This is a genomic window from Pseudarthrobacter sp. CCNWLW207, from assembly GCF_037203945.1.
In the GTDB taxonomy this organism is placed as follows: domain Bacteria; phylum Actinomycetota; class Actinomycetes; order Actinomycetales; family Micrococcaceae; genus Arthrobacter.
On the sequence record NZ_JBBCBS010000014.1, the window covers coordinates 54138 to 79542 of the forward strand.

The 25405-nt window shown below is 67.3% G+C and carries 17 protein-coding genes; 7 read left to right on the forward strand and 10 right to left on the reverse strand.

The window, feature by feature from the left end; translation table 11 throughout:
* The first annotated feature begins 46 nt into the window (after positions 1 to 46).
* Entirely contained in the window at positions 47 to 667 is a 621-nt protein-coding gene (locus V9L17_RS19025) for an L-threonylcarbamoyladenylate synthase (protein WP_337347266.1), read from the forward strand.
* A 107-nt stretch (positions 668 to 774) separates the two neighbouring features.
* Here the strand turns inward: V9L17_RS19025 and ligD are convergent, their stop codons facing one another.
* Positions 775 to 1797 carry a non-homologous end-joining DNA ligase gene (gene ligD / locus V9L17_RS19030; protein WP_337352512.1) on the reverse strand — a complete coding sequence of 341 codons (1023 nt, stop codon included), beginning with the start codon at positions 1795 to 1797 and terminating at the stop codon, positions 775 to 777.
* Positions 1798 to 1887: 90 nt separating this feature from the next.
* Here ligD and V9L17_RS19035 point away from each other — a divergent pair, with 90 nt between their 5' ends.
* Positions 1888 to 2565, forward strand: a complete 678-nt coding sequence (locus tag V9L17_RS19035; RefSeq protein ID WP_337352513.1) for an alpha/beta hydrolase family protein — start codon at positions 1888 to 1890, stop codon at positions 2563 to 2565.
* Between the two features lie 8 nt (positions 2566 to 2573).
* Here the strand turns inward: V9L17_RS19035 and V9L17_RS19040 are convergent, their stop codons facing one another.
* The gene (locus tag V9L17_RS19040) at positions 2574 to 2726 is read right to left on the reverse strand and encodes a hypothetical protein (protein WP_337352514.1); all 153 of its coding nucleotides are present in this window, start codon (positions 2724 to 2726) and stop codon (positions 2574 to 2576) included.
* 154 nt (positions 2727 to 2880) lie between these two features.
* Positions 2881 to 5589, reverse strand: coding sequence for an ATP-dependent helicase HrpB (hrpB, locus tag V9L17_RS19045; RefSeq protein WP_337352515.1), 2709 nt, complete (start codon positions 5587 to 5589; stop codon positions 2881 to 2883).
* A 100-nt stretch (positions 5590 to 5689) separates the two neighbouring features.
* On the opposite strand from hrpB, the gene V9L17_RS19050 reads away from it, so the two are divergent.
* Positions 5690 to 5974 (forward strand): hypothetical protein, encoded by a 285-nt coding sequence (locus V9L17_RS19050; protein ID WP_337352516.1) that lies wholly within the window; start codon positions 5690 to 5692, stop codon positions 5972 to 5974.
* 33 nt (positions 5975 to 6007) lie between these two features.
* Here V9L17_RS19050 and V9L17_RS19055 read toward each other — a convergent pair whose 3' ends face one another.
* The gene (locus V9L17_RS19055) at positions 6008 to 7483 is read right to left on the reverse strand and encodes an APC family permease (protein WP_337352517.1); all 1476 of its coding nucleotides are present in this window, start codon (positions 7481 to 7483) and stop codon (positions 6008 to 6010) included.
* Positions 7484 to 7631: 148 nt separating this feature from the next.
* Between V9L17_RS19055 and V9L17_RS19060 the strand changes: the two genes are divergently transcribed.
* A complete protein-coding gene (locus tag V9L17_RS19060; protein WP_337352518.1) occupies positions 7632 to 8108 on the forward strand; it encodes an NUDIX domain-containing protein in 477 nt (158 codons plus the stop codon).
* 68 nt (positions 8109 to 8176) lie between these two features.
* Here V9L17_RS19060 and V9L17_RS19065 read toward each other — a convergent pair whose 3' ends face one another.
* The 3 genes from V9L17_RS19065 to V9L17_RS19075 are packed head-to-tail and all read right to left on the reverse strand — an operon-like array spanning position 8177 to position 17923.
* Entirely contained in the window at positions 8177 to 13072 is a 4896-nt protein-coding gene (locus tag V9L17_RS19065) for a hypothetical protein (protein WP_337352519.1), read from the reverse strand.
* A gap of 13 nt (positions 13073 to 13085) precedes the next feature.
* Positions 13086 to 16343 carry a hypothetical protein gene (locus V9L17_RS19070; protein ID WP_337352520.1) on the reverse strand — a complete coding sequence of 1086 codons (3258 nt, stop codon included), beginning with the start codon at positions 16341 to 16343 and terminating at the stop codon, positions 13086 to 13088.
* Positions 16343 to 17923, reverse strand: a complete 1581-nt coding sequence (locus V9L17_RS19075; RefSeq protein ID WP_337347256.1) for an esterase/lipase family protein — start codon at positions 17921 to 17923, stop codon at positions 16343 to 16345. The genes V9L17_RS19070 and V9L17_RS19075 overlap by 1 nt, the downstream gene beginning before the upstream one ends.
* A gap of 217 nt (positions 17924 to 18140) precedes the next feature.
* On the opposite strand from V9L17_RS19075, the gene V9L17_RS19080 reads away from it, so the two are divergent.
* Together V9L17_RS19080 and V9L17_RS19085 are read left to right on the forward strand one after the other, a co-directional pair.
* Positions 18141 to 19169, forward strand: a complete 1029-nt coding sequence (locus tag V9L17_RS19080; RefSeq protein ID WP_337347255.1) for a M12 family metallopeptidase — start codon at positions 18141 to 18143, stop codon at positions 19167 to 19169.
* Positions 19170 to 19357: 188 nt separating this feature from the next.
* Positions 19358 to 19630 (forward strand): hypothetical protein, encoded by a 273-nt coding sequence (locus tag V9L17_RS19085; protein ID WP_337352521.1) that lies wholly within the window; start codon positions 19358 to 19360, stop codon positions 19628 to 19630.
* Here V9L17_RS19085 and V9L17_RS19090 read toward each other — a convergent pair.
* Positions 19627 to 20367 carry an AfsR/SARP family transcriptional regulator gene (locus V9L17_RS19090; RefSeq protein ID WP_337347253.1) on the reverse strand — a complete coding sequence of 247 codons (741 nt, stop codon included), beginning with the start codon at positions 20365 to 20367 and terminating at the stop codon, positions 19627 to 19629. The two genes, V9L17_RS19085 and V9L17_RS19090, sit on opposite strands and share 4 nt — an antisense overlap.
* A 178-nt stretch (positions 20368 to 20545) precedes the next feature.
* On the opposite strand from V9L17_RS19090, the gene V9L17_RS19095 reads away from it, so the two are divergent.
* A complete protein-coding gene (locus tag V9L17_RS19095) occupies positions 20546 to 21373 on the forward strand; it encodes a DNA/RNA non-specific endonuclease (RefSeq protein ID WP_337347252.1) in 828 nt (275 codons plus the stop codon).
* 13 nt (positions 21374 to 21386) lie between these two features.
* Here V9L17_RS19095 and V9L17_RS19100 read toward each other — a convergent pair whose 3' ends face one another.
* Positions 21387 to 23426, reverse strand: a complete 2040-nt coding sequence (locus V9L17_RS19100) for a M36 family metallopeptidase (RefSeq protein ID WP_337347251.1) — start codon at positions 23424 to 23426, stop codon at positions 21387 to 21389.
* Between the two features lie 22 nt (positions 23427 to 23448).
* Positions 23449 to 25401 (reverse strand): M20/M25/M40 family metallo-hydrolase, encoded by a 1953-nt coding sequence (locus V9L17_RS19105; RefSeq protein ID WP_337347250.1) that lies wholly within the window; start codon positions 25399 to 25401, stop codon positions 23449 to 23451.
* Positions 25402 to 25405: the final 4 nt, after the last annotated feature.

The window sequence follows — 25405 nt, forward strand, 5'->3', positions numbered from 1 at the left end:
CAAGTCGCGAGTGCGCTATTCCCAGCCGGGCCGTAGGCTCATGGGCATGGCCAGATACTTCGACGTTCATCCCCAGGATCCCCAGCCGCGCGCCATCACGCAGGCCGTCCGCATAGTGCTCGACGGCGGCCTGATCGCCTACCCAACGGACTCCTGCTACGCGTTAGGCGCACAGTTGGGTAACAAAGACGCGTTGGACCGGATCCGGACCATCCGCAAGCTCGACGACAAGCACCACTTCACCCTTGTCTGCAAGGACTTCGCCCAGCTGGGCCAGTTCGTGAACATCGGCAACGACGTCTTTCGCAGCATCAAGTCCGTTACCCCTGGCAGCTATACCTTTATCCTGCCGGCCACCAAGGAAGTCCCGCGCCGGCTGCTGCACCCCAAGAAGAAAACTGTGGGCGTGAGGATCCCGGACAACCGCGTGGTGCAGGCACTGCTGGCGGAGCTGGGCGAGCCACTCCTTTCCAGCACATTGCTCCTTCCCGATGAAGAGGACCCGCTGACCCAAGGCTGGGAAATCAAGGAACGCCTGGACCACGAAGTGGACGCAGTCATCGATTCCGGCGACTGCGGGTCCGAGCCCACCACGGTGGTGGATTTCTCCAGCGGCGTTGCCGAGGTGGTACGTCGCGGCACGGGAGACCCCTCCCGCTTCGAATAGGTTCCCTTCCGCGGGACGACTCTTAACGGCAGTGTTTGACGGCGGGGCGGCCGTTAAGTGCCACCTCGCGGGAATGAACGGGCCCCCGATCAGTCAGTGAATCCCGCCTAGTCCTGCTTGCGCGCCCGGCTGGGCTGCACACGCGGAGGCTCGCCAGGCATCTTGGGATAGTCGGGCGGGAACGGCATCTCACCGAGTCCTGCCTTTACGTCACGGTCCCACCAGTCCAAAAGGGTGTCGATGGTCCCCGGATTAGCGTTAATGTCCGCCCAAGGATCGCCAACGGTTTTCAGCCGGTCCGGGACAGTGAGGATGGTGAAGTCCTTCGGACTGATGCTTTCCAGTTCCTCCCACGTGATGGGGCAGGAAACCGACGCGTGGGCCAGGGCGCGGGGACTATAGGCGCCGGCGATGGTCCGGTCGCGGTTCGCCTGGTTGAAGTCCAGGAAGACCTTCTCGCCGCGCTCCTCCTTCCACCAGGACGTAGTGACCTTGTCGGGCATGCGCCGTTCCAGCTCGCGGGCGGCAGCGATGACCGCGTGCCGGACATCCAGGAACTCATGCGTGGGCTTGATCGGTGCGTAAACGTGGAGCCCACGGTTTCCCGATGTCTTGATGAAACAGTCCAGGCCTGCCTCCGCCAGTACCTCCTTCAGCGCCAGCGCGGCCGGAACTGCGTCGTCGAAGTCAGTTCCCGGCTGGGGATCCAAGTCGATCCGGAGCTGGTCGGGGTTGTCCGTATTCCCGGTCCGCGACGGCCAGGGGTGGAACACCACAGTGTTCATCTGCACGGCCCAGACCGCGGCCGCGGGCTCGTCGAGCACCAGCATGGGATGCGAGCGCGCGCTCGGAAAAACCACCTTCACCGACCGGATGAACTCCGGCGTACCCTTGGGCGGGTTCTTTGAGAAGAACTGCTCGCCGTCGACGTTGTCTGAGTACCTTTGCAGTGCCACCGGCCGGTCGCCGTTAGCGGCAATGAAGGCCTCCCCAACGTCCACCATGTAGCGCGCCAGGTCCAGCTTGGTCAGCCCCAGCTCGGGCCAGAGGACCCTGCTGGGGCTGGAAATCCGCATCTCACGCTCGCCGTTGGGCCCGGGGACGGTAAGGGTAGTCTGTTCGCTCGCCATGGGGACAAGCTACACCCCGCCTTTCCGCTGGCAAACCACATTGCATCGGGCCCGGCGTCGGAACCAGCGGACTTCCGGCATGATGGATCCATGACCGTCTCAGAGTCCCCCCTGACCATCGCCGTGGGCGACGTCGGGGTTTCTGCTTCCTATGCCCGTCCCGAGCAGCCGTTTGCAACGCTGGTATTGGCCCACGGAGCGGGCGCGGGCATGGAGCACCCGTTCATGCGCGGGTTCACCGACGCCCTCAACGACGAAGGCGTGGCCACCTTGCGGTTCAACTTTCCGTACCGGGAGGCGGGACGGAAGTTCCCGGACCGGCCCCCGGTGGCGATCGCGGCCTGGCGTGCGGCAATGGACGAGGCAGCGCGGCAGGGCGCGGAGCACGGGGAGAGCGGACCCATCTGGGCGGCCGGCAAGTCGTTCGGCGGGCGGATGGCGTCGATGGCCGTCGCGGAAGGCATGGACACCGCCGGGCTGGTTTACCTCGGCTATCCGCTGCACCCGCCGGGCAAGCCGGAGAAAATCCGCGACGAACACCTTTACGGGCTGACGCTTCCCATGTTGTTCCTGCAGGGTTCCCGCGACACCTTTGCCACTCCGGAACTATTGGAGGGCGTGGTGTCCCGGATCGGCACATCCGCCGTAGTGGAGTGGATCGAGGGTGGAGACCACTCCTTTGCCATCGCAGGCAGGAAGCGCAGCGCCGAAGACATCGGAGCGTCATTGGCCCCGACGGTTGCGGACTTCATGCGCGCCCGCAGCTGACCCTCCCGCTATGCGGCGTCCTCGTGCCACCAGCCTTCCCAGGCGGTGGAGCTCAATTGTCCGTTGGGGAACCCGGCCTGGCCGTTTCCGCTGCCATACGGACGGTTCTCGTCACTCCGGCGGGCGTCCAGCAGGAGGTTAAGGCTACTCAAAAGCAACATTGTTGTGTCCTTTCATGTCGTGGTGTGGACCACGCTGTCCACGTACCGACGAGCCTAACGGCGCGATGTTTCAGCACGTCGACGCCACGTTTCCGGTATGTATCGTTCCTCTCACCCTGTCTTCCGGGGACGATGAATCCGCCCGCTGATATGGTCACATCCGGGATTTGGTCCGTGCGGTTGGCTGCGCCGTCCATGGATCCTCGGGCCAAGGGTGCTTCGGATAGCGGCCCCTCATCTCGGCCCTCACCTGCGCGTACGGCCCGGACCAGAAGGACGCGAGATCGTCCGTTACGGCCAGCGGACGCCGGGCCGGTGACAGGAGGTGAAACAGGACGGGCACGCGTCCTCCCACCAGCCTCGGCGTCTCCGCCCAGCCGAAGCATTCCTGCAGTTTGACCGCCACTACCGGCCTGCCGCCGGCGCCAGGTTCCGCAGGTTCAGGCCGTCCAGGAGCCGCCGCGGCACCAGTCGCCGTTGCGCGGTCCGGAACGTCCGGGTAGTCGATGCACACCCGCGATCCGCTGGGAACTTCCAGGGTTTCCGGCGCGAGCTCCGGCAGCTTCGCAGCTTCGGGCCAGGGCAGGAGCCGCCGCAGAGGGTCGGTGAGGTCGATGCTGCCGGTGGCCGCTCCGCCGGCCAGTTTCTCAAGCTCCGGGCCCAGCCAGTCGTCCAGGCGCGCGAGCAGGGCGGATTCGGAGACGTCGGGCCAGGGCTCGCCCAGTTCGCGGCGGAGCAGGGCGAGCCGACGGCGCAAGGTGTCCGCCGCCGTCGACCATCCGATCGTTTCCAGCCCGTCTATGGCCAGGGCGCGTGCCACCGCGGCGCGCCCTTCGTCCGGGGAGGGGCGGACCGGAGTGGAGGACAGCACGATCGCTCCGAGCCGGCGCTCCCGCCGTGCTGTGACGCGGGCCCTGCTGAAGTTCGCTTCGATAGTGTCGGTGAGGAGGTGGCGGGCCGCCGCTTCCGCGGTGTCCGCCGTGATCGGTGCAGCGGAACGGATCACGGCACCCGTGCCGGCAGCGTCCCGGCCCTCTGCGCGCGACACCTCCGCAACGGCCAGCCACTCATGCCCGGCCAGGGAACTTCCCGCCGGTAACCCGGCCCGGGTGCCTGACGACAGCAGGTAACGCTCCGGCCCCTGGCCTGGAACGCGCCGCGCCACCCGGTCTGGAAATGCGAGGGCGACGACGGCGCCCACCGCTTCCACCTTGGCAGACGTCGAGTTCGGGGCAGCGCTCAGGACTGGGGGCACGACGCCGGCGCCCTTCTCCCGAGCGATGGTTTCCATCCGCCTCACGTCCTCCGCCCAGCGCCGGGATCCAGGCTCCCTGCCCGTGCGGAGGGCCGCGATGAGCCGCGTAAGGTCGGCACCCGGGGCGCGTTGGTCCCCCGCTACCAGGGCCACCGCCTCGGCGGCTGTCCGTACGCCAACGGAGGCGGCGCCGTCCAGGAGCGCGCGGGCCAGCCTCGGATCGGCGGGGATCCTCGCCAGGGTCCTGCCCAGCGCTGTGGCGTGGCCGTCCTGCGCCACCGCGCCGAGTTCCCGGAGCACCTCAACGGCCTCCTGCATCGCTGCCGGCGGGGGCGCATCCGGAAGCGCCAGTCCCGCTCCGGCGGGCGAACCCCAGCAGGCCAGGACCAGGGCAGCGGCGGTGAGGTCGGCGACGGCGATCTCCGGCGTGACGTGGGCAGGTGCCGCGCCGAAGGCCTTCTGGTCGTAGCAGCGGACCACCAGGCCCGGACCTTGCCGGGCGGCCCGGCCGGCGCGCTGCTCCGCAGAGGCACGGGAGCACGAGACAGTCACCAGGCCGGACATGCCCCGGCTTGCGTCTCGCCGCGGCTCGCGGGTCAGGCCCGAGTCAACGACGACGCGGACGCCCGGGACGGTCAGTGAGGATTCGGCGAGGTCTGTGGAGACGATGATCCGGGACAGCGCTTCGTCGGTGCGACCGGACACGGCACGGTCCTGCTCGGCCGGGCTGACCTGGCCATGCAGCTCCAGGATTTCCGTTCCTGGGCCGGTCCTGGCCCGCAGGCGCCCTGCAACGTGGGACACTTCCCGGGCGCCGGGGACAAACACCAGCGTGTCCGCATCGGAAGCGGCCCTGGCGTGTGCCCCTGCGGCGGTGTCCGCAACATGGTCCAGGAAGCCGCGGGTCACGCCGCGGCTGTCCAGCCTGGCAACCCCGGCGGGCATCCATTCAACGGCCAGGGGGTACAGGGCCGAAGGGCAGTCGATCACGGGAGCCAGCCCGCCGCCGTCGTGATCTTCTGTTCCTGCGGTGGAGGCACCAATCAGGGCCGCAAACCGTGGCGCGTCCAGTGTGGCGGACATGGCCACCAGGGTGAGGTCCCCGCGGAGCTGGCGCACTTCGGTGAGCATGCCCAGCAACAGGTCCGTCTCGAGGCCGCGTTCGTGGACCTCGTCCAGGATCACCGCGCCTGCCGTCTCCAGTCCCGGGTCATCAAGCAGCCGGCGGAGCAGGATCCCCGGAGTGACGAACTCGATGACGGTGCCGGAGCCCGTTTGGCGCTCGCCGCGGACGGTGTAGCCCACCCGGTCGCCGAGGCGGCTGCCGTCCAGTGCGGCCAGGCGCCGGGCTGCTGCGCGGGCAGCCACGCGCCGCGGCTGTGTGACCACCACACGTCGCTGCCCGTCAGGGGTACCGGCCAGCAGGTTGGCGAGCAGAGGCGGAACCAGCGTGGTCTTGCCCGTTCCCGGCGGCGCCTGCACCACCGCGGTCCCGGCCTCTGCGTCCCGCCTGAGCGCCGCGGTGAGGTCGCCGAGGGAATCGGCAAAGGCCAGGCCGGCACCAATGGCAGCCAGGTCAAACGTCGCGGCAGAGTTCGGAGAAGTCACCCGTCCATTCTCCCCGTACGACGAGTGCCCGGCTGTCTGTGCCGTCAGGAGCCTGCGTAGGAGAGACTGGAGGCTGCCACACACGAAAGCGGGACCAAGCATGATCAACCTCCAGCAGGACGCAGAAGGCTTCATCCGGATGAAGCGCCATTTTCCCGGCAGTGCCGAGGTGACTGTCACGTTCGCTGACGGCACCCAGGAAGTGTTCAGCGGCCTCCGGCTGAACCGTATCTACGACGAAGCCAAGGCTGAATACCGAGCACAGAACCAGCTCGACGCCAAGGGATTTTCCAGGGGTCCGAAGAAGAAGGTCCAGGAAGGCATCGAATTCGTGGCCATCCACCCTGGCATGGGGAAGACGGAGAACGGGCGGCAGAAGCAGTAGCCCACCCCATGGCCTAGGAAGGAGGGAGCTGCGTCAGCCCTTGTCTTCCTTGCCAATATTGTGCAGGCTGTCCGGACCTCCGGGGCCGGCGTTGGTCCTTCTGCTGATCAGCCATGTGAGGACCCAGAGCACCACACCGATGGCCATCAGGCCGCCGGCGATCTGGTACTGGATGACGTTCCGGCCCACCCACGGGCCGGCCAGGAAGGCGCATAGGAGCGCGGCTACCAGCGGCAGTTGCCCCGGCGAGGTGAAGAACACCTTGCGGTTGGGATCCCGCTTACGGCGCAGGACCAGGCAGGCCACGTTGACCACGGTGAAGACGCACAGCAGCAGGAACGCGGTGGTCCCGGAGAGGTTTGCCACGATGTTGCTCTCAGGGTCGGACGTGACGTACCAGATGAGGCCGAGCGCCAGGACGGTGGAGAACAGGATGCCGGCCCACGGTGTCCGGCGTACCGGGAGCACCTTCCCGAGCGGCCGGGGCAAGACGTGCTGGCGGGCCATGCCGTAGATCAGGCGGCTGGCCATCAGCATATTTATCAAGGCTGTGTTGGCGACGGCGAAGACGGCAAGGAACGGGAAGATCCTGTCGATCGGGAAGTCCGGCGAACCCTTATGCACCACTTCAAGGAGGGCCGCGCCCTCGGCTTCCCTGATGTTCTCCAGCTCCGTGGGCGAGAGCACGCTGACCACGGAGATGGCTACCAGCATGTAGAGGATTACCGCCACGCCAAGACCGGTGAGCATGGTCCGGGGGAAGATCTTCTCCGGGTGATGGGTCTCCTCCACCATGTTCACGGAGTCCTCGAAACCAACCATCGCGAAGAACGCGATGGATGTCGCCGCCGTGACTGCCAGGAACAACCCTTTGTCCTGATAGTCGTTGAAGACGAATATTTCTCCAGCGTTCCCCGTCCCCTGGGCCATGACGAAGAAGCCGACACCGATCACGATGCACAGCGCGATCATCTCCACGAGGGTTAGCACCACGTTGAATTTCACGCTCTCGCCCACACCGCGGAGGTTGATGACCGCCAGCAGCAGCATAAAAGCCATCGCCACCAGGGTGATGACCTCCCGTCCAGGCACTTCCATCCAGCCGTTGATGTCCAGGCCGCCGAAGAAGTTCTGGGCGAGGACGTTCGCGGAGGTGGAAGCGCTGGTGATGCCGGAGCAGACCACGGCGAATGCCACCAGGAACGTGACGAAGTGGATTCCGAAGGCCTTGTGCGTGTACAGCGCCGCACCGGCGGCCTGCGGGTACTGCGTAACCAGCTCCAGGTACGAGAACGCCGTCAGGGTGGCGACCACGAAGGCCAGCAGGAACGGCAACCACACGATGCCGCCCACGGTGCCGGCCATGGTGCCAGTCACGGCGTAGACGCCGGCACCAAGGATGTCGCCGACGATAAAGAGGAGCAGGAGCTTGGGGCCGAGGACCCGCTTGAGCTTGGGTCCGTCCCCCTCGGGGGTCACGTCGTACACTTCTTCAGACGTCTGGCTCATGGCTGACCTCCACAGCGGGTAGACGGCTCCCGGTGGAACCGCAGCAGGATTCCCGGCCCTTTTGTGACCTACTTCACTTTGAACCTCTCAGGTCACTTTGGCAACACCCCTGCGACGCAGCGGTATAGCCTAGCCCGATGGAGCGAACATGACAGTCCGGAGCGCAGGCATCCTGCTGTACCGAGGGGATCCGGCATCGGGCCTCCAGTTTTGGATCGCCCATATGGGTGGACCGTTCTGGGCGCGCAAGGACGCCGGGGCCTGGTCCGTTCCCAAAGGCGAGTACGCCGAGGACGAGGACCCATGGGCGGCTGCGCAACGGGAGTTTACTGAGGAAATGGGCGTGCCCGCACCTGCCGGCGACTACCGGCTGCTGGGTTCGTTCCGCCAGCCCTCGGGGAAGGTCATCACAGTCTTCGCGGCGGAGTCGGATTTCACGCCGGAGCGGATCGTCAGCAACACCTTTCCGCTGGAATGGCCGAAGGGCTCGGGCGTCATCACGGACTTCCCCGAGATTGACCGTGCAGAGTGGGCCACCGAGACCGAAGCCCGCACCAGGCTGGTACGGGGCCAACTGCCCATCCTCGATGCACTGGTCGAACAACTCAAACAAGGCGGCACTTAGGGGCAGTCCCGGCGTCGAACACTGCCTTTAAGTGCCTCCTCTAAGTGCCACCTCGCAAAAGGGAGCCCCTACAGCGGCACGCTGTCAGCGTAGACGAGGCGCGGAACGCGGGCGCTGCGCTCGCCCGGCGCCGGGTCGGCGTCGAGCAGTTCGTGCTCCTCAACCAACACCCGCCACAGTGAGTCGGGGTTTCCCGGCTGGCGCAGTCCCGGGACGCCGGCCGCGTCCCCGGCCGGCGTCCCGGCGTTCGGCGGCAGGCTGATGGCCCCGGACCAAGTGGCCCGGAATCCCCCGGATTCTTCGACGCTGACGGCAAGCAGCAGCCAACTGGATACCGTCTGCCATTCCAGGTCTCCCGCACCCGCGGACCGGCTCTGCACCGAGGCGCGCACCGTCCTGGACTGCTGCAGGCGGGAAGCCCGGGTGGCGGCGTCACCGGTTGGGCTGTCGGCGGTGAGCTGCTCGCCCGGCAGGCCCGGCGCACCGTGGGGATCCCAGCGCAGCCAGCTGACCACGCCCGTCAACGTCACCTGGACGTGTTGGAGGTCCGGCCGGCTCACCGTCAGGGTCCGGGCGGGCAGCGGCTGGATCCAGCTGGTCAGCGCCACCGGTGAGAGTTCACAGCCAGCGATGGAATGCGGCTGGTAACGGGCCACCGCCAGCCGCACGAAGGGCCACAGGGCGGAGGTCTCCTGGAGGGCGACGTCGACGAACCAGCGGCCCGACGCCTCGTCGTACTCCGGCCGGTAGCCCAGGACACGCACGGCTGGGCGTCCCCGAACATCCCGTAACGGCAGGGACGCGGCGACCGTTACCGGGTTTCCAGGCGCATCCGGCCACCCACGGTCCCGCCCGCCCGGCGGCCTGCCCCCGAGCGGCGGGCGAATGCCCACTCCTTCGGCAGCGCCCGTTTCCACGAGGTCAAGCACCAACTGGTCGAGGGTGAGCAGGGGCGGCACGGTGGCTGGGGAAACGCCGCCGCCCTGGTGGATGATCGGGTCCGCTGCCCACAGGCTGGTGGCGCCATCCGGGGCCTGCCTCGCCTTTGGCCGGCGGGCCCAGGAACCGTCCGGCTGCTGCACCCATTCGTCGGGGTCGAAGACGAGCACTCCCAGCAGTTCCCCGTCACCGGACGAGAACCACGGGCGGGCCAGCCAGATGCGTACGCCGGAACGCCGCACCTGCCGCCAGGCGAACGGGTCCGCTGGTTCAGGCACCGCCTCCCAGCGCAGCAGTGGCACCGCATCCAGCACCAGGGGCGCAGCCGGCCGCGCGGACGAGGGAATATCGAGCTCCACCGGCTCGCCGGCCAGGGCCGGTTCCTCCGGATCCGGCACGTGCTGGAAGTACTCGGAGTACCGTGTGGCGCCGGAGGGCACGTACGTCACCCGCCGGTAGTGGGTGTCTTCAAAGCTCTGCAGTGCCCGGTGGAAGCCGATGTTCCCGAGTGCCTGCGCCAGCGGGCCCGTGGGCAGGAAGTCGTACAGGAAAAGCACCCCCGTCCGTTCTGTTTCCGCGACGGCGGTGCGGACCACGACGTCGGACTTGGACACCGTCTGCGGCCCCGGGGCCGCGGGGTCATCGACGGTCTCGGTCCAACGCGCGCGCACGAGCAGCGTGTCGGTGCTGGGGCCATGCACGTCCACCAGTCCGGTGAGCGCCACGACCGCACGGCCCGGCGGCCGCAGGAATACCTCCAGCGCCCTGAGCCCGGGCGGCCGCACCGGCGCAGGCACGGCGTGCACGAGCCGCAGGTCGGTCGAAGGGGTCAGCCACCACGTCCAGCCCGAGGACGCCGCACGCATGAGCGCGGCCGCGGCCACCACCTCGTCCGGAGTGTAGCCGTCCTCCGGATCTGCGACGCTGGCCAGGTGCGACCGCCACAGGCCGAACTTGTCCAGCGATGCCTGCTCCAAAGTGCTGGAGAGCGCCACCCGCACCTGCTCACCCGGCGGGACAGACACGTACACTTCGTGGCCGGAAACACGGGCGCCCAGCTTGTCGCCGGGCTCCAGGACGAGCCTCAGCGGCTGCAGCGCAGGCCACGAGCCTGGGTAGGGGACGGTCACAGATTGCAGCGCCCGCGGCTCCCGCAGGCCATGTGGCGCTCCCGCCTCGTAGAACACCAGCGAAACGCCGGTGGCGAACGGGTCCGGCAGATACGGCAGCCTCAGGGCGTCAGTGTTGTGCACCACATACTGGCCCTCACCGATGGGCCGGCCACGGTCGGCGGCGATGTCCGCCAAAGTGGCCCGGTGGCTCGAACCGGTGTCCGCGCCCGGCCGGTCAACGAGCGCGATTCCGGTCTGTTCCTCCGTGGCCCTGGCGTCGGTGTGGCTGGGTACGGACTGGTCCAGCAATGTTCCGCGCTCGGCCAGGGCAACCGCGTAGAGCCTGCGGATCTCGGTGGCGTTGCCGGTGCCGATCGCGGCGTCGAAGTATCCGGCGGTCTCGGCCTCCAACTGGGTGGACTTCGGCGGGGCAATGTGGCGCTCGGCCGCGGACCGCGAATCAGGACCCTCGTCCGGAACACCGTCACCCGGGGCACCGTCTGCCGGCAGTCCGCTGCGAACCACCAGGTGGGCTGGCTGCTCCCCTGTTCCCAGCTCTTGCCGGGCGACCAGTGCCGGGGCCGGGACCGGTTCCCACCGCAGGTAGGGCCGCGGGGCGGTGACGGCGGGCCGGCCGGGCCTCCGAGCGTCCTCTGGCAGGTGCAGGTCATCGTTTCGCGCCAGCCGGGCGAAGTCGCCGGGATCGATGCGCAGCTGCGGCCGCACGCGCAATGTTTCGCGGGATTCCGCCAGGACCCTCGATGCCGCCACCACGTCATCGAACGCACGTTGGGCAGGTGCCGCCGCCGCGGGAGCTGACGCCTGGGCCACCAGGGCCTCCAACGTCGCGTCGATGCCTGGATCACCGGACAGCAGCTCCCCAGGGAGCGCGACGTCAGCAACCCCGCGCCCGGCGGTCCGCAAATGTTCGACGACGGCGTCGCGGCGGTCCGCCGCCACTCCGGCGCGGTCGCGCTCGCGGTAGGACGTCCGCAGCCGGTCGAGGTGGGCCCGGGCAGCCTCGACTGCTGCTTCGTCAGGAGCATGGGGCGAACGGTGCCGCGGTACGACCTGCGGCACCGAATTGCCGGCCAGGTCCACGGCGAGTACCCGGAAACTGTAGGACATGCCATACCGCAGCCGCGGCAGTGACCCCGGTTCCACCCTGGAGGTGATGTGTGCACCGTCGATCGGCTCATCCGGCGGGGTTTCGACGACGACCTCCGTGGCGCCGTCGGGCCCCGGCGGCTCGACGTGCACAATGGTCAGCCCGGGCCGCGGGGCGGACAGGCTCCATCCGTCCCAGCCAGCCACTACCTCGTGCAGGTAGTACCCGTTGGTGGTGTCGCCCGGGGCCCGGTTAAGCGCCGACAACTGCAGGAATCCCACGTCGGCCGCATCTTCCAGGACAGGTACGTTCCCCGGCTGCCCGGTCACCGTGACGAGGCGGCGGTGCAGGCTGTGCCACTGCCTCGTGACATCGTCCCAGACCTCAACCCTGATGCCGCGCACCAGATCATCCAACAAGAGCTCGCGGCTGCCGTCGTCGGCGGCCAGCTGCTCAGCCTGGTGGACTCGTGCCCGCACCTGGGCGGCCCTGTTCCGGCGGGCGAGGGCGAACCCTGTGGCGCGCAGGGTGCCGGGCGCGGACGTGGCAGGATCGCCGTTGGCCTCGCTCGCGTATTGGCGGGCGAGGTTCCGGGCGTGCTGGTCGAGCTTGAGGCCCGACGCATCCGGGTCGGCGTCGAGCACCACCCAGTCGTCCTCACCCAACGGCAGGGCTCCGCCCACCCACGCCTCGCCCGACCTGGCCGCGAACACGGGACCCTCCACTACCACCGAAGTGCGCCGCGGCGGCAGCACCTCAACGTCCGCGTCCGGGGACGAGATCGCGACACTCACCCAAGTGGCACCTGCCAGTGCTGCCCTTGCACCAGCGGCATCAACGCCGTCGAGCACCACATCGATGGCGAGGCCGAGCCGGCGGAGCAACGCCGGCGTGGACCCGAAGGACGCGGCCTTGGCATGGAAGTCATGCTCAGGCCGGTCCGGACGCGGCGTGGGCGGGGCGTCCGGATCAGGTTCTGTCCGGGGCTCCTGCTGCGGCTGCTCGGGACGCTCGTAGTAACGCCGCATCGCGTGGGCGTCCACCATCAGCTGCAACTGCGGGTTGGCCGACAGGTCCTGGCCGACGAGCCGGTCAAGGCGCTTCGTGACCCGCAGGTCGGCCTCGGGGTCTTCCAGCAGTACCTGCAAAGGGGAAGGGTTGTCCTTGATCTCCGACTGGTATGGCGGCAGTGGCGGAAGTTCCCGGCCGTGGCCCCGCTCGGGGTCCGCGTCCTCGGGGTCGGTGAGGGGGCCAAGGGTGGCCAGGGTGTCCCGCAGCCGCTGCGCCGGAACCTGCAGCGCGCGGCGGGCCCGGGCCGGGGCGTCCCGAAGGAGCCGCCGCAAGGCGCCGCGTTCGTCGAGGTTGGCCAGCGTCTCAAGCAGTCCGCCCGCCACTGGGTCGGTTGCCAACCCCGGCTTGACTGCCGGCGCGGCTGTGATGGCGGCAAGGTGCAGGTCAACGGCGTGGTCGCTCATCCGGCTGGCAGGATTGGTCCGCCATGTCTTACCGGACAGGGCGGGGGTGGGAAACGGGGCCACCGGCGTACCGGGTGGCAGGACGGCGGCCCAGGATGCGGCGTCGGCGGTAGAGACGACGCGCAGCGGCAACGCGGTGCCCGGGTCCAGCGAGGTGGCCAGCGTCAGCGTACAAGCAGACAGTGTGCCCACCCAGTCCACCGCCGCGGGATAGCTGGAGAGCAGGGCTCCACCGCCGGTCAGCTTGTGCGTGATGAACACCGTGAGGTGGAACGGTGCGTCGTCGGCAAGCGAGTAGGGCAGTGCTGTGGCCAGGACGGTGGTGGGCATAGTCTCTCCTGTCTTAGGCCGGCACCGGGGCGAAGGCACCGCAGTACTCTGCCCAGTCCGAGTTCATGCCGTCCGCATCGGGCGGCATCACCTGGTACATCGTGGGGTCGCCCTTGGAGCCGGCGAGTTTGCGTTCCACGGAGATCTCCACGGAGGCGGAAAAGAACAGCACTTCCACCTCAACCACCAGCGAAGCACGACCGACCAGCTTGCCGGTCTCGAAGTGGTAGATCAGCGACAGCTCAAGGGTGATCGATGCGCTGATCAGGCCCAGGACGTCCACCTCACCGCGGATGCGGAAGTAGGCGGCGAGCAGGCCCTTGTCGGCTTCGAGGCGGAGGTAGACGCCGACGGCGATGGACACCGAGCCGGACGCCACTCCTAGGTCCACCGACAGACACGCACACGCCTCGAGCCCCAGCTCCAGCAGTACCAGGCCCTTGGGGGATGCCCGCAGTACCAGCCACCCGCCACCGCCGATGCACATCACCGTGAGCCGGAACGGCGCGTCCTTTGAGCAGAAGTTGAACCCCACCGTGAGCGCATCACCGAGGAACGGCACGCGTGCGTCGGCGCCAAGTGAGATGTTCTCGAGGCTGAACACTCCGACGGACACGTTGGGCAGCGTCAGGTCGAAGCCGGCTGTCACACCGGTCGGGGCCACGTCCACGTAGGGCGGGTCCGAGAACCCGTCAAAGGGGATGAGTTCGCGCAGCCGGTCCACGAATGACAGCGGTCCCAGGAAGCCGATGCCGCCGAACACCACGTCCACCTCGGGCTTGCCGGCGGATCCGGCGTGGAACCCGATCCGCCGGAACATCAGCCTCATCAAGGCTGCGGAGCCGTCGCCGATCAGGTTCAGGTCGAAGTCGACGATCTCGGCAACGATGTCCACCGCGGGCGGCGCGGTGGCGGACGCGCGCACCTCGACGTCAACATGCAGGGCGTGCTCGTCCTTGGGCTTGAAGATGTTGGGAACCCCCGGCAGGCCCCACGGCTTGATTGCCGGACGCCAGCGCAGCTGCGCGGTGACCTGTCCGCCCGCCGCACCCTGCAGCAGTTGCGCCAGGCCGGCCGCATCCTTGGCTAGATCGGTGAGGGTCTTCAGCGCCTGGACCGGTTTTACCAGCGCAGACCGGACGGCGGCGGGAACGCCCGGGCCACCGATAGCGTCCAGCAGGGGCTGCAGCTCCAAAGCGAGGGCGACGGCGGCGGCGCTGACGGCGTCAGGACTCCCCGGCAGTCCATGGACGGCAGCAATCACTGCGTCGAGGCGGGCTTCCAAGGCTGCGGTCCGCGCGTCGAGCTGGTCTTTCGCGTGCTGCGCGACCGCCCGCGCACCGTCGTGGGCTGCATCGGTGACCTCGTTGGCAAGGCGCGTGCCGGCGTCGTCCAGCGCATTCCGGAGCCGTTGCGCTTCTGTCAAGAGCCTGGCGACAGCGTCCAGGGCGTCGGACACGAACGCTGGTGCCTCATCGAGCACGGCCGCTTTGAGCAGGTCCACCAGGCTGAACAGGCCGAACAGTTTGGGCATGGCCCCGGACAGGAACGACGCCGGATCGAACGTGCCGGCGTCGAAGGGCGAGGGCGCGTTGCCGCTTTCGCCGATCGCGCCGAGAGCCCGGGAGATCCCCTTGACTGACAGGTTGGGGGCGATGAAACCGCCTGCCCGGTCGGAACCGCTGGTGAAGTCGACGGCGGCGGGCGGGCTTTTCAAGGCCAGGACCAGTTCACCGGCGTTGGGCGTACCGGGCACTGGCTTGTCGTCCGGGCCCCGTGTGGGCAGGCCGTCGGCGAGGTAGGGCTTGGCGAAGACAAGGTCGACGGCGGGCGCCTGCGGGGCCAGGTGCCTCATAGAGGGCACCACGGCCCGAGCCTCGGTCAGGAACGGCCGCGACGTGACGTTTGTTTGGTCAATCTCCCCGTCGAAGACCAGGTGTACGACATCCACCGAGGTGTCCCCGGCCTTCACCGGTGCGGCAACCGCGAGCGCCTGTCCGCGGCCCTGGATCTGCCGGACCGTGAAGTAGCGCGGCGACGCGTCCTCGGCGTGGAAGATGAAGGCCTGTGGCCCGTCCTTGCCGGCCTGGACGAACACCAGCGGTGCGGACCAGCTGCGGGTGCCGCCGCCGCGGTCCACGGTGGTCAGGGTGAACGGGAACGGGACTCCGTTGCGGGTGGGGACAAACGGCTGCTGGTTCTCCGGCGGCTTGTCGATGTCCGGGGTGACCAGCGGGCTGACCGTGACTTGGCCGAAGGGGTTGTCCCGCTCAGCCGGCGGATAGGTGCGTGTTGGCTGGCGCACGATGATGAACCATCGTTGCCACAGGTAAGCGACCGGCTTGTCACGGTGCTTGACCTCGCGCTCGGTGATTTTCACCAGGAAGCACCTGTGACCGAACGGGAAGAGGATCCCGGGATAGGCGACCCGGACGTAGCCGTCACGGCCCATAAAGGCCTGATGCCGGTAGTCGACGATGTTGGACGGGAACTCCCACGATTGCTTCCAGTCGAACCAGGCGCCCAGGCTGGAGAGCGAGAGGTTACTGACCAGCAGCGGCGTGTCGGCGTTGGCGGGGTCTCCGCCGCTGGTCTGGTCCACGATGGCGGTGCGGTCGAACGGAATGAGTGGCTGGTCAAAGCCCGGCGGCGGCAACTCACTGTCGCGGGTCCAGAGCGCGCGGACGATGCGCTGGTCCGTGTCGCCGTCGTCCGTTCCTGTGTCAGTGCGGACCGTGAGGTGCGTGCGCCAGAGCTCGGCCCGGCCGGGCGGTCCCAGTGGCGTTGTGGAGTGCCGGAAGGCGCCCAGCCTGCTGGGCGAGACAATCAGGCGGTAAGGAGCCTCGATGGCCGTCTCCAGGTCGCCCGGCTTGTGGATGCCGCGGTACCCGGCCTCGCCGGCGGGCGTCGCGTTCGGTGAGACCCGCAGGGTGAGGCTCCGGAGGGCTTCCAACACTTTCTCGAGCGTGAACGTGATGCGCATGCCTTCGGGAACCTCATAGACGAGGCGGCTGGGCCCTGCTGCCAGATGCATCGACGGTCGCGGGGGCTGCGCGGGAGGGGGCGGCGGAGCACCCGCCTGCCAGACTTCCTCTCCCACGTGCTGCGGCGGGAAGTGGACCACCAGCGATGCGTCCGGACCGGCAACCAGTTCCGCGCCGCCGTCGGTGGGCTCTATCGCGCAGCCGGGGGCTTCGAGCCGCAGGTCGATGAGGTCGTGCGGGCGCAGCAGGCGGACATCAACGGGTGGCTCCTCATCCCGTGGCGGCATCAGATGGACACCTTCCGCGGCGTGACGGTCAGCCGGATGCCGGCGTTGGCGCCGAGCAGTTCCTTGGAGAACTCGGGGACGTCGATGCGCCCGCGCCAAAACTCGGGGGTGTCCACGGTGTCGGCGAGGAAGTCCTTCTCTTCTGGGTTCCAGTCCCTGACGGCGGTGGGGACGGTGCTCGTCCAGGCAGCCCAGGCCCGCGGCAGGCCGCCTGGGCCCGGTGGTTCGATGTCCACTAACAAAGCGTCCATCCAGTCCTCCGTCTGCTCCATATGGTCATCGAAGAAGAACCTGCCTTGCCGTTCCTTGATGGACATCAGCCGCAGCTTGAGCGCGTGCCGCAGCCTGGGCACCTCCCTGCCGGCGACCCGCGGGCGGGGGGCGTGGGAGGACAGGAACGTGGTCAGCAACGGGACGGGAGTGTCAATCGGGTTTCCTTCCTTCCAGTGCTCGATCTGGACGGGGCAGAAGTGGGCGGCGCTCTGCTCGTGCACCAGGACCGGAAGCCCTCGGATGGCCAGGCCCACATCGAGCTGGAACTCGATGTCGCTTGGGGCGTCGCGGCCCACGGTGAAGCCCACAAGCTCGACCTCGACCTTCAGGTCGCCGAAGAGGAACCGCTGCAGGTTCTGGTAGCCCTCCTCCGAATTGACGATGCCGTACCGGCCGCTGTGGCTCCGATGGACCACGGCCAGGGGAGCGCCCCTGACTGCTGCGTTTTCGATTTGGACCAGGCCGTCGCTGCGGGCGCCCACGGCCTTCGAGGACAGGCCGAAGGCCACGTCATAGTCCTCGGGGTTGGATCCCACCAGGCAAAACAGCTCATCCACCGGAAACCCGTCATCCGGCATCGTTGTCCCGCTGAATTCCTCCCGTGTGCGCCGGTTCCGCAGCGCCGGGGCCGTGAGGTAGTCATACATCCGGTCCGGCCCGAAGATGTCGGCGCCCTGGAAGCCGGTGGCGTCGCGGATACGCTCCAGGAGGCCAAAGCCGACGGCGAAGCTGATCCCGCCGTGTGGCGTGGCATAGGTGAACACCCGGGCCACGTATTTAGCCCCGGCCGCAGGGTCGATCTCGCCGTCGTCTCCTGCCAGCTGTTCAGGGATCACGCGCTGCAGGAGTGACCGGCAGATCAGGCCGCCCATGGAATGGGCCACGAGGAAGACCTTGGGCGCGCGGGTCTTGTCCAGGACCAGCTTGATGAGCTCGAACAGGTCCGCCGCGGCCCGTTCGAAGGAGAAGTTCTCCGGGTCCTCCGAAAACGTGGCAGCGGCGTCGTCATAGAACCGGTGGATCCACACGGACGCTGGAGTTACCGTACCGGCGTCGACGCTCTGGAGGTAGGCCCATTGGTCGCCGTGGACAGGAACTTCGTATTTGTGGTCGGTAATCAGGCGAAGCATCGGAGACTCAAACTGGTGGAACTTTGCCCGGCCGCTGCTGTCGGCACGGACGTGGACGGATCCCTGGCTGAAGCCATAGAACGGATCATCCACCGCACTGTTGATCGCTGAGCCGTTGCCCGCGAATCCTCGGACGTAGATAACCGGGAGCCTGCCGTCGTCGCCGGGATTACCCATCTCGCAGCCCTCTTTCAGAAAATAGGCGCCCCGCTCCGGCAAGGGACAGGGGCACATTCGTGCGGGCAGTAGAGCATCCAAGGCGTTACTGCGGTGTTACCGCAGTTGCGCTTCGGATGGTTGGACCCCGGCCGGCGCAGGGCACCCGCTGATAACGCGGCAGTAACGGGCCCGCCGCTCTACTGGATCAGGAGCCGCTGTATTGAAGGAGCAAGTCATGGCTAAGACCGCACCCCAGCCGCATTGTGATGTTAGGCCGCAAACCAGGCCGCTGCTCCGGCCGGACCTTTCCCCCGCCAGGGACCGCCTCATACGCCTTTTGCGGCTGAAATGGGTCAACGGTACTGTGCTGCACTACTGGTTCCTCGAGGGCCCTGCGCCGCAGAAGGAAGCGGTGCGCAAAGCCTTCAAGGAATGGAAGGACCTCGGCATCGGCCTGGAGTTCACGGAGGTGGCGGACCGCAGCGAATCCGAGGTCCGGATCGCCTTTGACCAGGCGGACGGCTCGTGGTCCTACGTTGGCCGGGATGTCCTGAGCATCAGTAGTAATGAACCCACCATGAACTTCGGCTGGGACCTGACCGATGACTACGGCCGGACTACGGCCCTGCACGAGATCGGGCACACCTTGGGCATGCCGCACGAGCACCAGAACCCGTTTGCCGGCATCGTCTGGGATGAACCGAAGGTGTACGCCTATTTCACCGGTGCACCCAACCACTGGACGCCGGAACAAACGCTGCACAATGTGCTGCGCAAGATCGAAACCACCGAAGTGGAGGGGTCCCCTTGGGATCCGGATTCGGTCATGGAGTACTGGTTCCCCGCAGGACTGATCAAGGAGCCTGCGCGGTTCAAAACCGGCCTCAATCCCCCGGGCGGGTTGTCCAACGCGGACAAGGAGTGGGTGCGTAAGTTCTTCCCCGCCCTGGAGCCCACGGTTCCCGTGCTCCAGCCCTTCCAATCGGTTCCCCTCTCGCTCTCCCCGGGGGGCCAGGCGGATTTCTCCATCCAGCCGCAGGCCTCACGGAAGTACGAAATTGCGACGTTCGGGACCTCAGATACCGTAGTGGTCCTCTTCGAAGAAATCGATGGCGAGTTCCGCTTCGTGGCGGGCGACGACGACAGCGGCGAGGACCGGAACTCCCGGGTCAGCGCAAAGCTGTTCCAAGGCCGCAACTACGTGGTGCGCGTGCGGCTGTACTGGGCGGGTGAATCGGGACAGACCGCGGTGATGTACTGGTAGCAGGCACCGGGCCGCAGGTAGCAGGTAGCAGGTAGCAGGCTCCAGGCAGCGGGCGACAGGCTCCGGGGCCCAATCTTGAGCAAACCTTATGAATAACCACGCTGATTCCTGATTCTCGTACTGGACCATCAAGGCAGCCGGGGGTGCAAGCCAGCAGAGGCAACCGGCTGGGATAAAGGTGGAATGCCATGGCACACGGGGACGGCCAGTCAGGAATCGCCGACGACGGCACAGATTCCGCCGCGCCGTCCCAGTCCCGTCCCGAGGCCCCTACCCTGGCCCAGGGCACCCTGGTCATCCGTACCTGGTGGGAGCCGGACCACGTGCACGGTTTCCGCGCCAGGGTCACCTCTACTCCGCCTGTTGAAGCCGAACCGACCATAGTGACTACCGCAGATCCCGAAGAGGTCCTGGCAGTTGTCCGCCGGTGGCTGATCGCCAGGCCTGGAGCAGTCAACTAGTAGGTTTCCCCCTGCCGTGACGTCTGGCTTTCCCGGACCTCACTCACGAGCCGGAAGATAGTGTCCGAAGGGGTCAGGCCCAGTTCCTCCTTCAACTTGGCCCTGTATTTCTCGAAGGCACGCAGGGCAGCAACGGCGTTTCCCTGCCTGCTTTCGGCCTGGATCAGCAGGCCAACAGCGCTTTCGTACAGTGGCTCTACCTCCAGCGCAGCTTCGGCCGCTTCCGAGGCAGTTTCGTAGTCCCCATGGGCCAGGGATTCCCGGGCAATGATGTTGTACGCGTGGAGGCGCTCCTGGCTCAGCCTTCCCTGTTCAAACAGCACCCAGTCCTCGTACCAGCCCGGGAGGAGTTCGGCGTCCCGGAGCAGGGGCAGGCAGGCGGCCATGTTTCCGTTGAGTCCAGGCTGGGCCAGGGCCCGGATCCCTGCCCGGACTCGGTGCAGGTCTACCTCCACCCGGCTGTTCAGCGACAGCACGGCACCGTCGTTGACCAGCAGGCCCGGTAACTGCCGAGATACCAGGTGCACGCTGACGCGCAGGCTCTCCAGCGCCCTCGCCTCAGCCTTGTCCGGCCATAAGAGGCCCACAAGGTAGCTTCGGAGCCGGGGACCGGTAATCGCCAGGGCAGTAATGAGCCGCTGTTGCCGTGCCGCGACATGCACAACGTCGGTATCGCGGCGGAGTTGCCAGGATTGAAGCAGGCGCAACTGAAAATGGCCATAGCCGTCGTCGCCCATGCGTTCCCCCCATTTCAGTCTGGGTCTGATGAGCTGGAACTTATGTAGCAATGACGATCCGCAGTTTGACGCGGGATGTCAATGACATTCCGTCCGTGTCGCGCCCGGAGCCGCAGCGCCAGATCCGCTGTGCGGCGCCGTAACGCCGTGATAACGGCCCCCTGCTAGTGTCCGCAGCATGGCTCAAATCCAGGATTTCCAGGGCGGCGGATACTCTGCCGGCTTCCTCGGTGAAACTATTGAACCCCCTGTGCTCGATGCAACGCTGGAGGACGATGCCGTCCAGCTCGAGGGGTCCGAGATCATTCCCTACACCCACTTCTCGCTCGCGCTCAGCAAGTCCCGCCGGTTCGCCCGGTGGGTGGCCTGGAATATCGACGGCGGCCGCCTCAAGCGGGTCAGCCGGAAAGGCAGCTCCTTCATCAAGGACCCCAGGATTCCCGCGGCGTTCCAGAACGGTGATGAGCTCTACAGTGGTAACCGCCTGGACCGGGGCCACCTGGCCCGCCGCGCAGACCTGCTGTGGGGCGAGCTGCCCGAGGCGGAGAGCGCAAACGACGACTCCTTTTTCTTCACGAACATCGCACCCCACATGGACGATTTCAACCAAAGCAGCAAGGACGGCGTTTGGGGACGGCTGGAAGAGGCGGTCTTCGCCGACGTCGACGTCCAGGATTTGAAAGTCAGTGTGTTCGGCGGGCCGGTCTTCCAGGACAATGACCGCGAGTACCGGGGAGTCCGGCTGCCGCGGGAGTACTGGAAGATCCTTGCCTACGTGGAGCAGGGCGTGTTCAAGAGCAACGCCTTCTTGCTGACGCAGAACCTGAACCCCTTTGAGGCACTGGACCTGGATGAATTCCGGGCGTTCCAGGTCAGCACGGCCGAACTGGAAGATCGGACGCAGCTTCGGTTTGCCGACGCGCTGCGGGGCGCAGACGCCTTTGCTCCTTTGCCCCCGGCGGGCGACCGGGAGCCGCTTAACGGCCCATCCGACATCCAATGGTGACAGTTGAAGGCTTTTAGTCTTCCACCCCCTCAGGAGGAAGTGCTGTTCCACCTCGGCAACCGCTGAACGTGGCGTTCGGGCAGGAGGCATCGAAGCCCATCCCAAATTTGGCGAAAGCCTCCCACGCAGCGCCCCGGACTGAAGTGTACTCACCGTCCGCGAGCCGGCCGGTGCCCTTCATTGACTTGAAGGCACGCAGGACGGCGTCACGGGCCGTCAGGAAGGAAGGGTTCTTGGGCGTCAGTTTGAGCCCGTCAACCACGGCCTGCCATGTCACCCGGTACCCGCGCTCCTTGCTGCCAAGCGCGGCCCCGACCTCACGCGTTACCTGCATCAGGGCCGCGCACCAGATCTCCCCGACGTCGTGCACCTCCTGGTAGGAAAGATCCGCATTGCCGGCGCCGCCAACTTCTCCCGCCCCCTTGCCGATGTCGCCAAAAGTCCCCGGGTACCGCGAATCATAGGGCCGCTGCCGGATTCCGGACTCCCGGGCCGTCACCCAACTGCCCGTGACCACACGCTCAAGGGTGCCTGGGAAGTTGTTGATGGTCAGTGCGAAGAAATCGCTCCAGCCCTCCCCCATGGCCACCGACTGGTCTTCGTTCAGGCCTTCTGCATCCAGCATCCCGCCCACCAGCCGGTTGCTCACGCCGTGAACATACTCGTGAAAAACGACGTCGGAGTCGTTGGCCGTGTGCCGGCCGGTGGAGGTCACCAGGCCCATGTTCATCAGGCCGGCCACGCCATCGGCGCGGGTGCTCATGTTGGCGGTGCCCACTACCCGGCCAGGATGTGCGAGGGCATCGACGGGGTCCGCGCCCCTGCCCACTCCGCCGGGATTGATGGCCTGGAAATTTCCTGATTCCTCATTGAATCCAAGCATCAGGAAGAAATCGTGCATGTAGTTGCAGAAGAAGAAGATGTTGGTGACGAACTGTTCCGGGCTGTCGGCGTTGGCAGCGAAGACCCCGCCGCTGGGTGACGCGGTAATCTCGAAGGGCTTCCGGGTGGTCCCGTTGAGGGCCCGCACGTTGTTGCCCACCGTGGCCAGCTTCCCGTTTACCGGGTCCGTCCACGATCCGAAGGCCGGGAAGCCAACCGGCGGCTCAACCGGATACTCACTGACGGGCAGGGGGAACGGGACGTCGCGGAAGTCGGTCTGGCCGGGGTTCCTGGTGATGACGCGGCCGCCCACAGCGTGGCTGGCGGAGTCATAGAAGTACAGGATCTCCGGCGCTTCCGGGTCCCTGGTCTGTTCATCGGCTTCCACAAAGGCCTTGTATTGGACGATCAGGTCCTCGCGGGAGAGCGTAAAGAACCACGTGAGCCTGAAGCTGCCGCCCATGTCCAAGTACACCAGCCGGGCCGGAATGTCCTCGGCGAAAGCTCCGCGGCTGAACGTCATCGGCCGGGCCGGCAACGACTGGAACGACAACCGGGTGAAGTCTCCCTCCGAGATCTCGAGCTGCGGCAGCTCGTCATCGCCGAAATTGCTCCTCACGGTCCGTGCCTTCGCCGCTTCCCGGACTGCAGCCAGCAGGGCCGCCTCTGCGGCTACAACAGGTTTGGCGGGGAGATCCGGTGGGACGCTCACTGTGTCGCCCACCAGCCGGTCCACAGCCCCGTCGCTGTGAAGCCACACTTTGGGAGCCATGGACCAAACCTCAATGCCGTTCGACATCTGTTGCAGGCTGACCACCCGCATTCCTTCCGATGTGGTGGTGACTGTTGGATCGGCCTCAAATTCCGGTGCAACGCCCACCTCGAATCCGACGGCGTCCGCCACGGAGACGGCATACGACTTCGCTTTGGCAATGAACTCTGACTCGCTGCGTTCCTCCCCGGCGTCGAAGCCGGGTACCTGGTCTGCCCTTAGTTCGGAACGGTGCCCGGTGAAGCGGTTCACGTTCTCGCGTACGTTGCCCGCTTCGCTACCGGATTCCGGACCGGCCCCGGGCGCAGCCCTGCCGGCACTTTCCCGCGGGGGCCGTTCGCCGCCGCGCTCAGCGAGGCGGTCGTAGTCCAGATTCCGTTGATCAATGATGCTGCCCATGGCGTATCCCTTCGGCGGTTGTTCAGAGTCCGGCAAGCGTCAGCGCCGCCACAGTGACGGCGCGCGCGATCGTAGCGGCGTACTCGGTGTTGTGGTCGGCGTCGTCAAGCGTGTCTCCCGGTAGGTGATACTGCCGGGTGCCGGTGGCGGGTGAGGTGTCGGCGAAGAAGTTCTCGGAGATGGCAACTGCCGCCCAGCCTCGTTCGTGGAAGCTCGCGTGGTCGCTGCGCCCCGCGGCCGGATCCGCGCTCCCGGTGAGCCGTTGGACTTCCAGCCCGGGCTCCACCGCGGCCGCCGCCTCCGCAACCCGGTCACCGAGTGCGTTCGAAGCAGCCACCGCTGGCCCCGGCACTGACGAACCCGCGTGAATCTCCACCCTGCGGGCGCCGTCCTGCAGACCGGCGATCATATCCATCTGCAGCACGGCGGTGATGCTGTCGCCCATCGCGGCAGCTGCGCGGGCGTACAGCTTGCTGCCGATGAGGCCCTGTTCCTCGGCATTAAACAGGACAAAGCGGACGGTCCGCGCCGGCGTCGCGCCGCGGGCCAGCATGTCGCTGAGGCACTCTGCCGCCGCCAGGACGCCCGCGGTGCCGCTCCCGTCGTCGTCTGCTCCCGGCGCCGGGTCGGTCCGCGGATCGTAGGGACGGGGACTGCCGTCCGGATCCAGGAAGGCGCCGTAGGCCGCTGTTGAATCGAGGTGCGCGGTAACCAGGACGGCCCCGTCCGATCCCTCGACCCGGTGTTCGGCCGCCAGGTTGGCGAGCCGGTGGCCCCGCCATGTGAAGGGCTGCAGGGTGACGGCAAGGCCCAAGCCGCGGAACTGTGCCGCCAAAGCATCCACCACCTCCATGTTGTCGGGATGCGAGGCGTCGCGGCTCCTGACCGTCCGCTCGCCACCGTCAACCAGCGGGGCCTTACCGGAGATCCTCGCGATGTGCCGGCGGATTGCCGAGGACGTGACCGCAGCACGGACGGCGTCGAGCGTTTCCGGCGACGGCACAGCCGCCGCGAAGCCGGCCCGGGCGAACCCGGACACCAGCGCGCCGGCGTCGCGTTCCCCCGGACGGCCGAGGAGGCCTGGGTCAGGCAGCAGCCGTTCGGTGTGGCCATGGCGGGCGCCGGGGATGTGCAGTTCCTCCACCGATGTGCCGGCGGCCGCCGCGATGTAGACGCCGCCGGGTGCCGGACCCAGGGAAGTCACCGTCTGCGTCAGCCCGGTCAGCCCACCGGTCATAAACGCAAAGGCGGCGGAGGCGCGGGCCAGGCCCATCGACGGCCCTCCCGCGTTAGTCTCGGCCGCTTCTGCCGCGGCTTCAACGCCCGACGGCGGCTGGACAGGTCTGTCGTCCCGCACCAGGAACGCAACGGTGTCGTCCACAGGCGCCTGCTGGTCCACGGAGAAGCCTGCCTGCTCCAACTGCTCCGCGCCGGACGCAGTGGCCATGGCAAGGACAAGCAGTGCCGACGGCACGTGAACGGGGACAACTTCGGCAGCATTTGCCACGGCCCCGAGATCCTGGAGGTTTTGGTCCGCCGTCAGGTCAATGCGGATCCAGAAGACGCGCCGCCCGTCGATGGCGGCGGTGGCAAACACGGGATGGGGAGCTGTCCGGAGTCCCGCGTCGCGGGCAAAAGCGCGCTCGTCCGGGTCCTCGCCGACAAAAACGCAGTCTCCCGCGTCGATTCCCGCCCCGGCCACGGCGTCGTCAAAAATGGCGCGTGAATCCTTCGGTCCCCAGCGGATCAGCGCGTCGTCGGTAAAACGCCCGGGGAACCCAACCTCCAGTGCCGCGGCGGCGTTGGACCGTGCGCGCTCGCCGGGGCCAGGATTCGAAATGATCCCCAGAGGTATGTCGGCGAGCGCGTCGAGGACTTCGAGGACACGGGGACGCGGCCGAAAGGTCAGCGAACCGTCCGGGGCAGCACTCGCATCCGCGAGCGTCGCGCCGATGTCGAAGAAGACGGTGGCCATCTTC

What these genes read in the sequence shown, in the direction of transcription:
- V9L17_RS19025 (WP_337347266.1), top strand. Translation starts at nt 47, where the DNA reads ATGGCCAGATACTTCGACGTTCATCCCCAGGATCCCCAGCCGCGCGCC.
- ligD (WP_337352512.1), bottom strand. Translation starts at nt 1,797, where the DNA reads ATGGCGAGCGAACAGACTACCCTTACCGTCCCCGGGCCCAACGGCGAG.
- V9L17_RS19035 (WP_337352513.1), top strand. Translation starts at nt 1,888, where the DNA reads ATGACCGTCTCAGAGTCCCCCCTGACCATCGCCGTGGGCGACGTCGGG.
- V9L17_RS19040 (WP_337352514.1), bottom strand. Translation starts at nt 2,726, where the DNA reads ATGTTGCTTTTGAGTAGCCTTAACCTCCTGCTGGACGCCCGCCGGAGT.
- V9L17_RS19050 (WP_337352516.1), top strand. Translation starts at nt 5,690, where the DNA reads ATGATCAACCTCCAGCAGGACGCAGAAGGCTTCATCCGGATGAAGCGC.
- V9L17_RS19055 (WP_337352517.1), bottom strand. Translation starts at nt 7,483, where the DNA reads ATGAGCCAGACGTCTGAAGAAGTGTACGACGTGACCCCCGAGGGGGAC.
- V9L17_RS19060 (WP_337352518.1), top strand. Translation starts at nt 7,632, where the DNA reads ATGACAGTCCGGAGCGCAGGCATCCTGCTGTACCGAGGGGATCCGGCA.
- V9L17_RS19065 (WP_337352519.1), bottom strand. Translation starts at nt 13,072, where the DNA reads ATGCCCACCACCGTCCTGGCCACAGCACTGCCCTACTCGCTTGCCGAC.
- V9L17_RS19070 (WP_337352520.1), bottom strand. Translation starts at nt 16,343, where the DNA reads ATGCCGCCACGGGATGAGGAGCCACCCGTTGATGTCCGCCTGCTGCGC.
- V9L17_RS19075 (WP_337347256.1), bottom strand. Translation starts at nt 17,923, where the DNA reads ATGGGTAATCCCGGCGACGACGGCAGGCTCCCGGTTATCTACGTCCGA.
- V9L17_RS19080 (WP_337347255.1), top strand. Translation starts at nt 18,141, where the DNA reads ATGGCTAAGACCGCACCCCAGCCGCATTGTGATGTTAGGCCGCAAACC.
- V9L17_RS19085 (WP_337352521.1), top strand. Translation starts at nt 19,358, where the DNA reads ATGGCACACGGGGACGGCCAGTCAGGAATCGCCGACGACGGCACAGAT.
- V9L17_RS19090 (WP_337347253.1), bottom strand. Translation starts at nt 20,367, where the DNA reads ATGGGCGACGACGGCTATGGCCATTTTCAGTTGCGCCTGCTTCAATCC.
- V9L17_RS19095 (WP_337347252.1), top strand. Translation starts at nt 20,546, where the DNA reads ATGGCTCAAATCCAGGATTTCCAGGGCGGCGGATACTCTGCCGGCTTC.
- V9L17_RS19100 (WP_337347251.1), bottom strand. Translation starts at nt 23,426, where the DNA reads ATGGGCAGCATCATTGATCAACGGAATCTGGACTACGACCGCCTCGCT.
- V9L17_RS19105 (WP_337347250.1), bottom strand. Translation starts at nt 25,401, where the DNA reads ATGGCCACCGTCTTCTTCGACATCGGCGCGACGCTCGCGGATGCGAGT.